The sequence below is a fragment of the Microvirga rosea genome (assembly GCF_020595095.1).
GTDB classification, from domain to species: domain Bacteria; phylum Pseudomonadota; class Alphaproteobacteria; order Rhizobiales; family Beijerinckiaceae; genus Microvirga; species Microvirga rosea.
In genome coordinates, this window is sequence record NZ_JAJDOP010000001.1 from 809,661 (window position 1) to 825,021 (window position 15,361).

General features: G+C 60.9%; 14 protein-coding genes. 10 read left to right on the top strand and 4 right to left on the bottom strand.

Annotation, left to right across the window (positions count from 1 at the left end; genetic code table 11):
• Positions 1-33: 33 nt before the first annotated feature.
• The gene (locus tag LJD17_RS03820) at positions 34-1,032 is read right to left on the bottom strand and encodes an ABC transporter permease (RefSeq protein WP_227382800.1); all 999 of its coding nucleotides are present in this window, start codon (positions 1,030-1,032) and stop codon (positions 34-36) included.
• Complete coding sequence (locus LJD17_RS03825) at positions 1,029-2,549, bottom strand: sugar ABC transporter ATP-binding protein (RefSeq protein WP_227382801.1); 1,521 nt, start codon at positions 2,547-2,549, stop codon at positions 1,029-1,031. The genes LJD17_RS03820 and LJD17_RS03825 overlap by 4 nt, the downstream gene beginning before the upstream one ends.
• 262 nt (positions 2,550-2,811) lie before the next feature.
• Between LJD17_RS03825 and LJD17_RS03830 the strand changes: the two genes are divergently transcribed.
• The 8 genes from LJD17_RS03830 to LJD17_RS03865 all read left to right on the top strand — a co-directional run bounded on the left by LJD17_RS03830 (position 2,812) and on the right by LJD17_RS03865 (position 11,145).
• Positions 2,812-3,870: a LacI family DNA-binding transcriptional regulator gene (locus LJD17_RS03830; protein ID WP_227382802.1), complete on the top strand. Its 1,059-nt coding sequence runs from the start codon at positions 2,812-2,814 to the stop codon at positions 3,868-3,870.
• A gap of 174 nt (positions 3,871-4,044) precedes the next feature.
• Positions 4,045-5,565, top strand: a complete 1,521-nt coding sequence (locus tag LJD17_RS03835; protein WP_406600756.1) for an ABC transporter substrate-binding protein — start codon at positions 4,045-4,047, stop codon at positions 5,563-5,565.
• A 69-nt stretch (positions 5,566-5,634) separates the two neighbouring features.
• Positions 5,635-6,576, top strand: coding sequence for an ABC transporter permease (locus tag LJD17_RS03840; protein ID WP_227382804.1), 942 nt, complete (start codon positions 5,635-5,637; stop codon positions 6,574-6,576).
• The gene (locus LJD17_RS03845) at positions 6,576-7,436 is read left to right on the top strand and encodes an ABC transporter permease (protein ID WP_227382805.1); all 861 of its coding nucleotides are present in this window, start codon (positions 6,576-6,578) and stop codon (positions 7,434-7,436) included. The genes LJD17_RS03840 and LJD17_RS03845 overlap by 1 nt, the downstream gene beginning before the upstream one ends.
• A 4-nt stretch (positions 7,437-7,440) precedes the next feature.
• Positions 7,441-8,667: an amidohydrolase/deacetylase family metallohydrolase gene (locus LJD17_RS03850; RefSeq protein ID WP_227382806.1), complete on the top strand. Its 1,227-nt coding sequence runs from the start codon at positions 7,441-7,443 to the stop codon at positions 8,665-8,667.
• Positions 8,664-9,677 (top strand): ABC transporter ATP-binding protein, encoded by a 1,014-nt coding sequence (locus tag LJD17_RS03855; protein ID WP_227382807.1) that lies wholly within the window; start codon positions 8,664-8,666, stop codon positions 9,675-9,677. Before LJD17_RS03850 ends, LJD17_RS03855 begins: the two co-directional genes overlap by 4 nt.
• Positions 9,674-10,660 (top strand): ABC transporter ATP-binding protein, encoded by a 987-nt coding sequence (locus LJD17_RS03860; RefSeq protein ID WP_227382808.1) that lies wholly within the window; start codon positions 9,674-9,676, stop codon positions 10,658-10,660. Before LJD17_RS03855 ends, LJD17_RS03860 begins: the two co-directional genes overlap by 4 nt.
• Positions 10,657-11,145, top strand: a complete 489-nt coding sequence (locus LJD17_RS03865) for a RidA family protein (protein ID WP_227382809.1) — start codon at positions 10,657-10,659, stop codon at positions 11,143-11,145. Before LJD17_RS03860 ends, LJD17_RS03865 begins: the two co-directional genes overlap by 4 nt.
• A gap of 8 nt (positions 11,146-11,153) precedes the next feature.
• Here LJD17_RS03865 and LJD17_RS03870 read toward each other — a convergent pair whose 3' ends face one another.
• Positions 11,154-11,960, bottom strand: coding sequence for an IclR family transcriptional regulator (locus tag LJD17_RS03870; protein WP_227382810.1), 807 nt, complete (start codon positions 11,958-11,960; stop codon positions 11,154-11,156).
• Between the two features lie 102 nt (positions 11,961-12,062).
• On the opposite strand from LJD17_RS03870, the gene LJD17_RS03875 reads away from it, so the two are divergent.
• Complete coding sequence (locus LJD17_RS03875; protein WP_227382811.1) at positions 12,063-13,262, top strand: aminotransferase class V-fold PLP-dependent enzyme; 1,200 nt, start codon at positions 12,063-12,065, stop codon at positions 13,260-13,262.
• Positions 13,263-13,390: 128 nt separating this feature from the next.
• Complete coding sequence (locus LJD17_RS03880; RefSeq protein WP_227382812.1) at positions 13,391-14,674, top strand: amidase; 1,284 nt, start codon at positions 13,391-13,393, stop codon at positions 14,672-14,674.
• Positions 14,675-14,724: 50 nt separating this feature from the next.
• Here the strand turns inward: LJD17_RS03880 and LJD17_RS03885 are convergent, their stop codons facing one another.
• Positions 14,725-15,300, bottom strand: coding sequence for a hypothetical protein (locus LJD17_RS03885; protein WP_227382813.1), 576 nt, complete (start codon positions 15,298-15,300; stop codon positions 14,725-14,727).
• Positions 15,301-15,361: the final 61 nt, after the last annotated feature.

Genomic DNA, 15,361 nt, shown 5'->3' on the forward strand with positions numbered 1-15,361 from the left:
GCTCTCATGCGGAACCGGCGAGCTCGGCCGGCTTCATCGCCCGCGCTGAAATGAGCGCTGCACGAGCATGGCGATAATGATGATGGCGCCCTGAACCGCCCCGACCAGAAACTCGGACACGAAGTTCGACAGCACCATGATGTTTGCAACGAGTTCCAGAATGACGGCGCCGGCCACCGTTCCCCAGATCCGGCCGATCCCGCCTCTCAGCGCCGTTCCGCCGACCACCACGGCGGTGATCGCCTGGAGTTCCCAGAGAAGGCCCGTGGTCGGAGTCGCCGAGCCGAGGCGCGGCACATAGACAAGCACGGCGATCGCCACACAGATGCCCTGGATGACGTAAGTGAGCGTCCTGACGCGCCAGATGGGAACGCCCGAATAGCGCGCGACATCCTCGTTGGAACCGATGGCGATGACATGCCGCCCGAAGGACGTCCGGTAGAGAAGAACCGCCCCGATCGCCGCCACGACCAGGAAGACCAGGATTGGAACAGGAATTCCGGCAATGGTTCCGAAATAAGCCGGGCGATAGATTTCTCTCAGATCAGCGTTGCGGAGCGTGATCGTCCCACCGGCCGCGAGCCAGATTACCAGGGAGCGGAAGATCCCCATCGTCCCCAGGGTGACGATGAAAGGCTCGATGCGTCCGAACGTGACGATCAGGCCATTGGCAAGGCCGCAGACGGCGCCCAGCGCAAGAGCCGCGCCCATGCCCATCGCGAGTGTTCCGACGTCCGCGCCGCCCATGCGGTTCAGAATGAGAATCATGGCTCCGGCGATAAGAGCCGCCATGGAGCCCACCGACAGATCCAGGCCGCCGCCCGAGATAACGAATGTGGCGCCGACCGCGATGATCGCGATAAAGGCGGACCGGGTGACGACATTGAGAAGATTGGATGCCGTCAGGAAGTCGGGATTGATGAGCGTGCCGGCAATGATCAGCACGATGAGGGCAATAAAGGGAGACAGCGTCCGCATATCCACGGAAAAGCGTCGGGCTTGAGATGCGCTGCGGATAACGGTTTCAGTCATACATGGCCTGCGGCGATTTCCGCCGCCCTTTCTTCGTGAACTCCAGTCGCCAGAAAGACGATGGCATCTTCGGTCAGACGGTTGCCTTCCACCTCTCCGGCGATCTGCCCGTTGCGCATCACGAGAACGCGATGGCACAGGCCGATCAGTTCCTGCATCTCCGACGAGATGACGATGACGGAGCGTCCTTCCTGAGCAAGGGAGGCAATGAAGCTATAGATCTGTTGCTTGGTTCCGATGTCTACGCCGCGGGTCGGCTCGTCGATGATGACGATCTGGGGCTCGGCAAGCATCATCTTGGCAAGAAGCAGCTTCTGCTGGTTGCCACCGGAGAGCTGTCCCGCCAGCATGTCGCGGCGGCGAGCTCGGATATCGAAGTCCTGAATGGCTTTGTCGAGCGCGCCTTCTTCGGCACCTCTGTCCATGAGCGACGCCCGGGTGAATTTCTCGAGGGCCGCGAGGGTCAGGTTCACGCGCAGATTCTGCTGCAGCAGAAGCCCTTTTCCCTTTCGGTCCTCCGACAGGTAGACGATCCCTGCCGCCATCGCTTCCCGTGCATCCTTGAAGCGAATGGATGCGCCGTGAAGAGTTATCGACCCATGGCCCGCCCGCAAACCCAGGAGACTCTCGAAAAGCTCCGTCCGTCCTGCCCCGATCAGTCCGCCAAACCCAAGGATTTCACCACGCCGCAGCGAAAAGGATGCCCGTGTGACATGTCCGGGGACGGTGAAATCCCTGACCGCCAGAACCGTATCGGCAGAGGCCCCCGCGGGCTTTTCCGGGTAGAGCTTCGACATGTCGCGCCCGACCATCAGGCGGGCCATTTCGAGGGGCTCGAGCCCTTCGATATCCCGATTCGTCACAAGGCGGCCATCCCGCAAGACTGTGACGCGATCTGCTATCGCCTTCACCTCGTTGAGGCGGTGGGAAATATAAAGGACGGCGACGTTCTGCTCCCGCAGTTTCCGGATGATGGCGAAGAGGCTCTCGGCTTCGACAGGGGTGAGAACGGCCGTCGGCTCGTCGAATGCGACCACTCGGTGCGGCACCAGGAGGGCGCGGGCAATCTGAACGAGTTGCCGGTCGGCGATGGACAGGTTGCGGACATGAGTGTCCGGATCGATGACTGCACCCAGATCGTTCAGGATCGCCCGGGTCTTGTCGCGCATCGTCCGGTCGTCGACGAAGCCTAGCCGCTTTATCTCCCGTCCGAGAAACACATTCTCCGCCACGGTGAGGTCTTCCGCGAGGAGAATCTCCTGATGCACCAGGACGATGCCCTGTGCCTCCGCCTCTACAGGGCCGGAAAAGCGGACCGGGACTCCGTCGAGCAGCAATGCACCCTGGCTCGGCAGAAGATGGCCGGACAGGATACGCATGAGGGTCGACTTCCCGGCGCCGTTCTCGCCGATGACCGCGTGCACCTCACCGGCCTGGAGATCGAGGGAGATGTCCTTGAGGACCTCAATCGGCCCGAACGATTTCGAGATGCCTTCTGCACGAAGAACGGAAGCCATGCGCTGCTCCGGACCCTTGTCGATGATTGCGGTCCGCCGCCGTGTTCCGGAAGCGGTTCTCGGACGTCGAAGACGTCCTTCATGTCAGCGGGGCAAAGGGGATGAGAGCATGCATTTTCCTCCGGATGAGCCGGCATCCTCTTTCGGGACGCTCGGCGACAAAGGCTCCGCGGGTCAGTGCGGAGCCACGATGTAATCGATTACATCAACTTTACCGCAACCCTCGCTTCTGTCAAACAGAGGTCGGAAGGATCAGGCTGGGATGGACGATTTCGGGCCCAAGAGGCGTCTGGAGCGGCGCAGCACTCCCCACCGCGGAGTGCGTATCCAGGATGTGGCAAGACTGGCCGAGGTTTCGACCGCCACGGTCAGCCGTGCCCTCGCGACGCCACAACGGGTCTCCCCGGAGAAGCGGGCACGGGTGCTCGAGGCCATCGCCCAGACGGGCTACACGCCCAACCTTACGGCTCGTTCCCTGCGCTCCCAGAAAACCGGAATGGTTCTGGTGGTTCTGCCCGATCTCGCCAACACCTTCTTTTCGCGAATCCTGCGCGGCATCGAGGAGACGCTGTTCGAGGCTGGCTATGGCATGATCATCAGCGACCTGGATGGTTCGCCGGAGAAGGAGGCACATTTTACCGCCTTCACCACTGCGGGCCGGGTCGATGGGGCCATCCTGCTGAATGGCCACCTCTTTGGCCAAAGCCGGGATGGTCAGGGCAGGGCGGCGGATATCGATATCCCGATCGTGGCGCTGTGCGAGGCCATTCCGAACGCGGACATTCCCCAAATCGAGATCGACAATCGAACGGCCGCCCGCAAGATGACCCAGTACCTCGCCTCGCGGGGCCATCGCGAAATCCTTTACGTCAGTGGCCCAGCCGGGAACGTTCTCGAGAAGGAGCGTTATCGGGGCTATCGCGACGGCCTGCAGAGGGCGGGGCTGTCTTTCGACCCGACATGGGTCATTCCTGGCGATTACACGATCGAATCGGGAATGCGGGCAGGGCACTCGATCGTTCAAAGGGCCAATCGCCCGTCAGGCGTATTCTGCACGAGCGACGAGATGGCGATCGGCTTGATCCGCACGCTGCTATCCGCCGGTATCCGCGTGCCGCAAGACATCTCCGTCGCAGGGTTCGACGATATCGAATTCGCAGCCGTCGCGGAGCCGGCTCTCACGACAATCCGCCAGCCACGCCAGGAACTTGGCCGGGCGGCTGCAGCGGCCTTGATCGCCTTGCTGCAAAAACAGGAAACACCGCGGCTGATCCGCCTCGAAACGGAACTCGTCATCCGGGACAGCGTCACGGATCGCTAACCGAAATCCGGAAAACCGCTGACGGTCGCCAGGCGGACCTAACCCTCCATACTCCTAAAGAACCGGCAAAATTTCGGAACCTGTCCGGATTGACGCTCCCTTCGTTCTGCCGCACTATGACATAATTAAGATCCATATTTCATAAATATGGAATAAGGAGGGGAAGTCGTGAAACTGATCAGTCGTGTTCTGCTGCCAGGACTCCTGGCTCTTGGAATAAGCCCTGTTGCTGCTCAATCGTCCGGCGGCGTCATCAACGTGGCCACCGTCGGTGAACCGCCGACCATGGACCCCATGGTCTCAACGGCGGATCTCGTCGGCATCGTCACCCAGCACTTTTATGAGACTCTCTTCACCTTCGATAAAAACTGGAAGGTGACCCCACTCCTTGCCGAGGCGATGCCGGAGATCACCGAGGCCGGAAAGGTCTACACGATCAAGCTCCGGCGCGACGTGACCTTCCACGACGGATCTCCCATGGCAGCCGAGGATGTCGTGGCCTCTCTGAAGCGGTGGATGGAGCTTGCGTCCCGCGGCAAGCAGACGGCCGCGAATATCGAAAAGGTCGAGGTTGCGGATCCTGCGACGGTGCGGATCACCCTCAAGGCTCCCTATGCACCTCTCCTGGCGCTTCTAGCCTTCAACAATTCCGCGGCCGTCATCATGCCGGCGAAGAAGATGGAGAATCCGCTAAAGGAGCCTGTCGGAACCGGCCCCTATATGCTCAAGGACCGCAAGGCCGACCAGTATATCCAGCTCGTGCGCTATTCCGGCTACAAGCCTCGCCAAGGGGAAGCCGACGGTTATGGCGGCGCGCGTAAACCCATTCTCGACGAAATCCGCTTCGTTCCGGTGCCCGATCCCAACACGCGCATCGAGGGCGCCATTTCCGGCCAGTTCGACTATGTGGATGCCCTGCCGGTTGAGGCGTATGACCGGCTCAAGGGGCAGCAGACGACGAAGCCGGTTGTTCTGAAGCCCTTCGGTTGGCCGGTCTTCGTGATGAACACGAAGCAGGGCGTGATGGCCAATACGGATAGCCGGATGGCCGTGCGTCTGGCTCTGAGCATGGAGGACATGCTTGCCGCGGCTTTCGGATCGACGGACTTCTATGCCCTCGATGCAGCCATGTATCCGGAAGGTTATGTGTGGCACACGAATGCAGGGACGGAGGGCAAGTACAATGTCGCCGATCCGGAAAAGGCGAAGGCTCTTCTCAAAAAAGCCAACTACGACGGTTCGCCGGTGCGAATCCTGACGAGCCGCCAGTACGAGTTCCATTACAAGATGGCGCAGGTGGCCGCCGAGTATCTGAAGCAGGCTGGCTTCAAGGTCGACATGCAGGTGGTGGATTGGGCAACGCTCACGCAGCGCCGTGCAGATCCGGCCGTCTGGGACATCTATATCACCCACAGCCCCTTCCTGCCCGAGCCCGCCCTCATCGGTCAGCTTTCCGAGAGCTCGCCCGGCTGGTGGACATCTCCGGCGCGCACACAGGCGGTTGATGCGTTCAATACCGAAAGCGATCCGCAGAAGCGGGTTGCCCTGTGGGCCAATGTCCAGAAAGTCATGTACGACGAAACGCCCAGCATCAAGATCGGCGACTTCAACGCTCTCGCGGCTCAGGCTCCGAAGCTCGAAGGCGTTGTCCCGGCCCCATGGCCTTACTTCTGGAACGTATCCGTCAAGAAGTAGAGCTTGTCTTGCACTCACGGGAGACGCGGATGCCGCGTCTCCCGAACCCGAGGCTGAAAAAGAAACACCATGGGTCGCTACGTTATTCAACGTCTGCTCGGCATGCTTGCGGTGATGTTCGTCGTGGTGACGATCGTCTTCGTGATCGTGCGGATCGCACCGGGCGATCCGGCCGCCGTCATGCTCGGCCCCGATGCCACGCCGCAGGATATTGCCGCTTTGCGCGGACGCCTTGGACTCGATCGGCCGCTTCTTATCCAGTACGTGATTTTCCTGGCTCAGCTTGTTCGCGGCGATCTCGGTGAGTCCATCTTCCTCAATCAGCCCGTTCTGTCGGCCCTTGCGGATCGCGCCGAACCGACATTCTTTCTGACCCTGTTCTCGATTCTGATCGCTGCTCTCATCGCCATTCCGATCGGCGTCATCTCGGCCTACAAGCGCGGCTCCTTGTTCGATCAGACCGCGACCACCCTGGCCATGCTGGCGGCCTCCGTGCCGAGCTTCTGGCTCGGTCTGCTTCTGATCCAGTTTTTCGCCGTGCGCTTCGGCTTCTTTCCGGTCTCCGGTTATGGAGGACCGGGCGCCAGTTTCGGAACCCGCCTGGTCCATCTGGTTCTTCCTGCCTTCGCGCTCGGCATCGTGTCGTCGGCACTGATCCTGCGCTTCACGCGCGCCAGCATGCTGGATGTCCTCAACGACGATTATGTGCGGACAGCACGCTCGAAAGGCATGGGTGAGTTCCGTGTCGTCATGAAGCATGCGTTCAAGAATGCTCTCATTCCTGTTCTGACGGTCATCGGATTGACCGCCGCTCTCCTGGTGTCGGGAGCTGTCGTGACGGAGACCGTTTTTGGACTTCCCGGGGTCGGGAGCCTTGTGGTTTCGGCGGTTCTGAGGCGGGACTATCCGATCATTCAGGGCGCGCTTCTGATCATCGCGGCGCTTTACGTTCTCATCAATTTCCTGATCGACATGCTCTATCTCGCGGTCGACCCGAGGGTGCGCTACTGATGGTTGCCGTTGCGTCCAATCCGGAACAAGTGCGTTTCATCTCCCTGCTGCTTCGCCGCCGGACAGTTCTCATCGGGCTGGCCGTGCTGGCGCTCATCGCGGGATTGGCCATTCTTGCGCCGGTGACTGCCCCTTATGCGCCCAACAAGCTGTCCATCGCCAACCGGTTGAAGCCGCCGAGCGGCACATTCTGGTTCGGAACCGACGAGTTCGGCCGGGATATCTTCAGCAGGACCATCTATGCGGGCCAGCTCTCCTTGCTGGTCGGCGTATCCGTTGTGTGTTTCGCGTCGATCTTTGGAATTGCCTTGGGCCTCGTGGCCGGATTCTTCCGGAAGCTCGATACACCCGTGGCGCGGTTCATCGACGCCATGATGGCGTTTCCCGATATCCTGCTGGCAATCGCTCTTGTGGCTGCCCTGGGGCCGTCCCTGGCAACCGTCATCGTGGCGCTTGGAATCGTCTATACACCTCGTCTTGCCCGCATCGTTCGCGCCTCGACGCTCGTAATCCGTGAACTTCCCTACGTGGAGGCCGCGCGTGCGCTCGGCGTATCGACCTGGCGGATCATGACGCGGCATGTGCTGCGCAATCTGGTCTCGCCGATCCTTGTCCAGGCGACCTTCATCTTCGCCTATGCGATGCTGGCCGAGGCTGGGTTGTCGTTCCTCGGCCTGGGGGTCAGCCCGGAGGTGCCGACGTGGGGAACGATGATCGCGGCGGGTCGGCAATATGTCGGCCGCGCCGACTGGATGACCTTGTTCCCCGGGATCGCCATCATTCTCTCCGTTCTGTCGCTGCAGATGGTCGGCGATGGCTTGAGGGACATGCTCGACCCACGCTTCAGAAAGGATCTTTGAGTCAATGACCGCTGCTGCAGAACTCTCGGGCGGCTTGCTGCTGACACGGGCCAAGCCGGTAGGCTTCGGGCCGGGAACGCCGCAAGGTCCCGTGGATATCCTGATCGGAAGAGACGGAACAATTCAGACCGTCGGGTCTGATATTCAGGCTCATGACGGGTACCGCCGCATCGATGCCGGAGGGGCCTATGTCTCACCCGGCTGGGTCGATCTTCATGTTCATGTCTGGCATGGCGGCACGGACATTTCGATCCGTCCGGAACTTTGCGGACTGGAGCGTGGCGTCACGACCATCGTCGATGCCGGTTCCGCAGGCGAGGCCAATTTTCACGGCTTTCGCGAGTTCATCATCGAGCCTGCACGGGAACGCATCAAAGCGTTCCTGAACATCGGCTCGATCGGGCTCGTGGCCTGCAACAGAGTCAGCGAGCTGATCGACATCCGATCGATCGATCTCGACCGGACGATTGCCTGTGTCGAGGCGAACCGTGACGTGATTGTCGGCATCAAATGCCGGGCAAGCCATGTGATCCTGGGATCGTGGGGCATTACCCCGGTCAAGATCGCCAAGAAGCTGGCCAAGATCCTGAAGCTGCCGCTGATGGTTCATGTCGGCGAGCCTCCTCCGCTCTACGATGAAGTGCTCGAGGTGCTCGGCCCGGGCGACGTCATCACACATTGCTTCAACGGCAAGGCCGGTGGGAGCATCATGGAGGACGAGGACCTGTTCCAGCTCGCCGAGCGTTGTGCCGGTGAAGGGATCCGTCTCGATGTCGGCCATGGGGGCGCTTCGTTCTCCTTCCGGGTCGCCCAGGCGGCCATCGAGCGTGGACTTCTGCCGTTCTCGATTTCGACCGATCTGCACAACCGTTCCCTCGACAATCCGGTTTGGGATATGGGAACGACCATGTCGAAGCTTCTGGCGGTCGGCATGCCGTTCGAGTCCGTGATCGAAGCCTCGACCCTGGCTCCGATGTCGGTCATCGGGCTTCCGACCAAGGATCTTCTCTCTCCCGGCACAAGAGCCGAGCTGACGGTCTTCGACATCGAGGACAGCGATCTGAGAATACAGGATTCGATGGGTGACGAGGCGCATATCGACCGAATGATCACACCGCGCTGGGCCATCGTGGGAGCGCAGGCAACCAAGGCCAGCCGCTATGAGCCGAAGAGCAAATACTCGCTCAAGGGCTCCGGCTGTCCCCATTGCGGATGGGTTGGGGCGCAATGAACTCACTGCCGGCCGATATCGTCCTGAGAGTTGACCGCCTGCGTACGCACTTCGAACTTGGAAGTCGTGTGGCGAAGTCGGTCGACGACGTCAGCTTTGACGTGAAACGCGGCGAAACCGTCGCCGTCGTCGGCGAGTCGGGGTCCGGCAAGTCGGTCACGAGCCTGTCGATCATGCGGCTTCTGTCGCCGCCGGGGCGCATCGTCGGCGGGCAAATCCTGTACCGTGCGGGCGACGGGCGGGTTCTCGATGTGGCGGCCGTATCTCAAAAGGAGATGCGACGAATTCGCGGACGGGAGATCGCCATGATCTTCCAGGAGCCGATGACGAGTCTCAATCCGCTCTACACGGTGGGGGACCAGATCGTGGAGATGATCAGGCTCCACGAGCCCCTTCCGAAGCAAGAGGCCCGCAAGCGGGCGCGCCGGATGTTGGAACTCGTCGAGATTCCGGCTGCCGAAAGGCGTCTCGACGAGTATCCGCACCAGATGTCGGGGGGGATGCGCCAAAGGGCGATGATTGCACTGGCGCTGTCCTGCAATCCGAAACTGCTCATTGCGGACGAGCCGACGACGGCTCTCGACGTCACCATACAGGCGCAAATTCTCGATCTTCTTCGCCGCCTGCAGGCGGAGATCGGCATGAGCATCCTGTTCATCACGCATAATCTCGGCGTGGTTGCCGATATCGCTCACGAGGTTGTCGTGATGTACGCGGGCCGGGTCGTCGAGCAGGCATCGTCGCAGCGCCTGTTCGAGCGTCAGAAGCACCCCTACGCGCGGGGACTGCTCGCTTGTATTCCAGATGCATCTCGCGATCGGACCCCTTCCGGCGAACGGCTTCGCTTAAATCCCATTCCCGGCAATGTGCCCAGCGTCATGGCGCTGCCGAAAGGCTGCAGTTTCGCGCCGCGTTGTCCGTTGCGGATTCCTCGCTGTGAGGAGGACCCGCCGTTGCTCGTTGCCGAGCCGCATCACCTCAGCCGTTGCTGGAGGCACGACGAACTATGACGGACTCCGACATTCTTCTTCGCGTCGAGAATCTCAGCAAGCATTTTCCGACGAAATCCGGCTCGGTGAAGGCCGTGGACGGAGTGACTTTCGACGTGAAGCGCGGAACGATCGTGGGTCTCGTCGGCGAGTCCGGATCCGGCAAGACGACAGTCGGCCGATGCACGCTTCGCCTGATCGAGCCCAGTGGCGGGCGGCTGATCTTCGACGGCAAGGATCTCGTATCCCTGTCGGACAGGGAAATGCGTTCATACCGGCGCCGCATGCAGATCGTCTTTCAGGACCCTTATTCGAGCCTGAACCCGAGGATGCGCGTGGAGGAGATTATCGGGGAAGCGATCGATACCCATCGGCTTGCGCGCGGGTCAGCGAGACGTGAGCGCATTTCAGAGCTTTTAGCGCGCGTGGGCCTCGATCCGGAACACGGCAGGCGCTACCCCCACGAGTTCTCGGGCGGCCAACGTCAGCGAATCGGGATCGCCCGCGCCCTGGCGGTCGAGCCTGAGTTCATCGTCGCCGACGAGCCTGTCTCGGCACTGGACGTATCCGTTCAGGCTCAGGTTCTGAACCTCATTCAGGACCTGCAGCAGAGCTTCGGACTCACGATGCTGTTCATCGCCCATGATCTGTCCGTGGTCGAGTATCTCTGCGACGAGGTCGTGGTCATGTATCTGGGACGCGTGATGGAACGCGGTCCAAGCCGCACGGTCTATGCGATGCCGCGTCATCCATACACGCAGGCCCTGCTGTCAGCCGCTCCCGTGCCAAATCCCAAAGCCCATCGGCAGCGAGTGATTTTACAAGGGGACATTCCCAGCCCGATGAACCCGCCCACGGGGTGCGTCTTTCGCACGCGCTGTCCCTTCGCAATCGACGCCTGCGCCGAGGTCATTCCGCCCCTCGATCCTGTTGCGCCCGGACACTACGCCGCCTGCATCCGCCGTGATGATCCCGCCGTTCTCTCTCAAGGAAAAAGACTGTGAGCCAAGCTCAAGAAATCGGCCACGAAACACCCTACACCCGCCTACAGCGCCTCGGTATCGCTCTGCCCGACGCACCGTCACCCATTGCCAATTTCGTCACCTATGTGCGGGAAGGAAACCTACTGTTTCTCTCGGGCCAAGGTCCTCAGGAAGCCAATGGCTTTCTGCACAGCGGCAAGGTCGGAGCGGATGTGAGCGTGGACGCCGCTTATCAGCATGCCCGCTTGACGGGCATCAATCTGATCGCCGTGATGCATCATGCCTTGGGAGATCTCAGGCGCGTCAAGCGTGTGGTGAAGCTTCTCGGCATGGTCAATGCAACGGCCGATTTCGGTGAGCATCCGAAGGTGATCAACGGATGCTCCGACCTCATGATCGCGGTCTTCGGCGAGGACGGCCGCCATGCCCGCTCCGCCGTAGGGTTCGGCTCTCTGCCGAACAACATCACCGTCGAGATCGAAGCCGTGGTGTCGATCAGGGATTGAGGGCGGTGTCAGCGCCAGCCCAAAATGGTTTCAACCCGCGCCGCAGCCGACTGTACGGCATCTGCGTAGCGTGCCTGAGCCTGCATCACCTTGTGCTCCGGGAGCACGATCGACATGGTCGCCACGCACGCACCATTCGGGTCGCAGATCGGAGACGCGACGCAGGCGACCGAGAAATCGGACTCACTGATCTGGATCGACAGCCGCTCCTTCAGCGCAGCCGCGGATGCGTCGGACAAAGCCTTCGCGTTGATCTCCGCATGGCCGGTCGGAGAAACGCACGCCGCACGTTGGAAGAGGGCAAGGCGCTCCGCATCCGGCAGATGGCCGGCAAGAAGACGTCCGGAAGCCGTCCAGTTCAGGGGAACTCGCGTGCCGACGCGGGAGATCACGCGGAAATGTCCCGGACCGTCAGCCATTGCCATCACCACCATATGGTCGTCGTCGCGGCCGCAGATCTGAATGGTTTCCTCGACTTCCCGGCAGAGTTCCTGCATCTCGTGAGTGGCGACATCCAGGAAATCGAGGGAGCGCGCGTAAGCCAGGCCGTAATGATAGAGGCGTGGGCCGAGCCAAAGACTGCCGTCATTCCTGCGCTGCAGGAGATGCTTGTCCACGAGATCGTCGATAACCGCATAAACCGTGGACAGCGGAGCACCGATCGCCTTGGCAACCGCATAGGCGCTGGCGGGGCTTTCGTTGTCACGAAGATAGTCAAGAATTTGAATAGCTCGGTCGATGCCGCTGACGCGGGCGCCCCTGGTCTGCTTGGGTCCGGGCGAGGATCCAAGGCCTGTTGGTGTCTTTGCGTCCACAGTCGTGTCTCCCGACCTGCTCAAGGGCATTCTTATCTCACAATAAAGTAACTTCCTGAATAATGGAATAGCGATATCCCTCTTATCCCAAAAGGACGACCAATGGACCAGCAGGACATCCGCCGCGAGCTTGGCCTTCGCCCCATCATCAATGTATCCGGAACCATGACGTCGCTTGGCGCCTCGATCGTCGTTCCGGAAGCGGTCGCCGCCGTTGCGGGAATCCTTCCGCAATTCGTGGAGATCGATCATCTTCAGAAAAAAGCGAGCCAGGTGATCGCTCGTTTGTGTAACACCGAGGCCGGCTTTGTGACCGCTTCCTGTTCTGCCGCCATCACTCTGGCGGTTGCCGGCGCCATGACCGGGCCGGATCTTGCTGCCGTGGAGCGCCTCCCGGACACGACAGGTCTCAAGAATGAGGTGCTGATCCAAACCGGGCACATGGTGAGTTACGGTGCCCCGGTCGAGCAGGGAATTCGGCTTTCCGGCGCAAGAGTTGTCCCGGTAGGGCAGGCGACCTCGGCTCATGCCTATCAGCTCAAAGGGGCGATCACTGAAAGAACGGCAGCCGCCGTTTACGTCGTATCGCATCACACGGTTCAATACGGCCTGATCCCGCTCGATGAATTCGTCGCCATCTGTCACGCTCATGGGGTGCCGGTTATTGTCGACGCCGCATCGGAATATGATCTCACAGGGTTTCTGGCGACGGGCGCCGATATCGCACTTTATTCCTCCCATAAGTTCCTCGGCGGGCCGACAGGCGGCATCGTCGCGGGGAAAACCGAACTCGTTCGAGCCGCATATCTTCAGAATTCCGGCATCGGACGCGGCATGAAGATCGGCAAGGAAGGTATGGTCGGCACCATCGCGGCCTTGGAGGCCTGGGAAAAGCGGGATCACGCGGGGATTCGCGAGCGGGAAACCGGATATCTCAAGCTCTGGCAAGATACGCTCAATGGGCGCCCGGGCATAACGGCATTGATCGAACCGGACCCGACCCACAACCCGCTGGATCGTCTCAAGGTCTTTGTCGAGCCGCAGGAAGCGCATATCACCGCCTGGGATCTCGCCGATGCCCTTGCGTCCGGATCCATTCCGGTGATCGTCCGCGATCACGAGGTCGAGCATGGGTTTTTCTATATGGATCCCTGCAACCTTCACTCTGGTCAGGAAGCCATTGTGGCGCGGCGGCTTGTCGAAGAGCTGGAGAAGGCGCGGCAGTCGAATGAAGTGATCGCAACCTCTCTGGAGCGCCGCCGCAATCGTCGGGAGGAAGCCCTTAAGAAATGGCCCCACTGAAGCCCGGGACGCCTTCTCCCGCTGGATGACAGGTCGCCCGAGTTGCGCGTATAGAGAAGTGCCCAGCGCGCGAGCGATTGGGCACTTTTTTCTTAAGCCTAGCCCTCTCAGGACAACAGGCAGACGTAATGCGGAACGTGCGCGACAGGCTGGAAGAAATCTTGGAGCGGTTGGATCGGCGCGCGGACGAAGAGCGTGTTTATCTGAGACTTTATGCCGATGCGGCCCGCGCGGCGGCCGATGCTGCCGATGCCCGGCGGCGATGTGGGATTTCTCTCGGCCCTCTCGACGGAGCCCTCGTGTCCATCAAGGATCTCCTCAATGTTGCCGGTGAACCCACAACTGCGGGCTCTGTCGTGTTGAGCCGCCGCCCCGCTGCGACCGAGGATGCCGTCGTCGTGAGGCGTCTGCGCTGCGCGGGTGCTGTCATTCTCGGCAAGACCAATATGGTCGAGTTCGCATTTTCAGGGATCGGCCTCAATCCCCATTTCGGAACGCCGGGAAATGCGACCGACCCTGATCGCGTCCCAGGCGGCTCATCATCGGGCGCCGGGGTCGCAGTGGCGGAGGGAACCAGCGACATCTCCATCGGCAGCGACACGGGCGGATCCGTCAGAATCCCGGCAGCCTTCAACGGTGTCGTCGGGTTCAAGCCGACCGCTCGGCGCATTCCCCTGGAAGGGGCATTCCCGCTTTCTTATTCCCTGGACTCGTTGGGACCTCTCGCGCGAGACGTTGCCGGTTGCGCGGCAGCTGATGCCGTCATGGCCGGTGACGAGGTTTCGCCGCTGTCCGACATTCCGCTGTCAGGTGCCCGGGTCGGTATTCCCCGGGGACGTCTCTTTGCTGAAACGGAAGCGCTTGTCGGTGACGCTTTCGAGAACAGTCTTCGGACGCTCTCCGCCAGCGGCGCGCACGTTGCCGAGTGCGATATCGAAGACCTTCTGGAGGAAATGAGAGAGGCGACGTCCCTTGCGTCCATCGCGTCTGTTGAAGCCGCGGAGATTCATGCGGACTGGATCGATGACGAGGCGATTGACCCGCGCGTTCGGAAGTGGGTCGCCCTGAGGCGCAGCGTTCCCGCTCATTCCTACATTCGAATGATGCGAAAGCGCGCTGAGCTGGTGGAGAAGATGGATAAACGCCTGGCATCTTGGGATGTGCTGGCGCTGCCAACGACCGCCGTTACGGCACCGTTGATGGCGCCTCTGGTGGCCGATGAGAAACTCTACAACAAGACTGATACGCTTGTCCTTCGCAATACGACTCCTGCCAACCAGTTCGATTTGACGGCAATTTCATTGCCGCTCCCGGGTCGCCCGAGGCCTGTTGGTCTGATGCTTGTTGCCCGTCGCGGAGGCGACCGGCGACTCCTCAGCATCGCAAGCCGTGTCGAGAACGCCCTGTTGTGACGATGAACAGGGTATTCTCAGACACGGATTTTCTCGTCGATAGCGAAGACCTACCGAACTCTGACGCGGGCGCCGTGATAGACGGCGACAGGCCTTACTGACCTAATTGAGCCTACGGTTCGTACGGATGCATAGGGCCGAGCGACCCGGTAAACGGGCCTTGGCTGATAGACCGTGCGTACCCGATAGGCCCGATAAGGTCTGTAATAGCCCGGATAGTAGCTCACGGCCGGGGCGCTGTAGCCATATGCCGGGTACGTGTAGGCATAGGGATAAGAGCCATAGGCCGGATAGGAATATCCTGGAGCATAGTAAGCGTTGCCATATGGGTATGTGCTGGAAGGATACCCATAAGCCGGATAGGAATAGGCCGGAGTGGCCGCTGCGGTAACAAGACCGCCGAGAATGGCGCCACCGATCAGGCCGGCCGCCACGGCGCCACCATTGTTCCAACCTCGCCGGTAGTATCCAGGGTAGTATCCACCCCGCCAGCCGCCCCATCCACCGCGGTAAAAGCCACCATGATAGTAACCACCATTGAAGCGAGGTTGGGCTTGGGCCTCTTTAACAGTGGTAAAGGCAACCGCCAAGCATGCGGTGCCAGCAAGGAGAACCGACTTCATCATCGTTCGTCTCCAGAACACCTCAACGGAAGCAGCACTCCGTTTCCAATAGGTTTAACGCTGC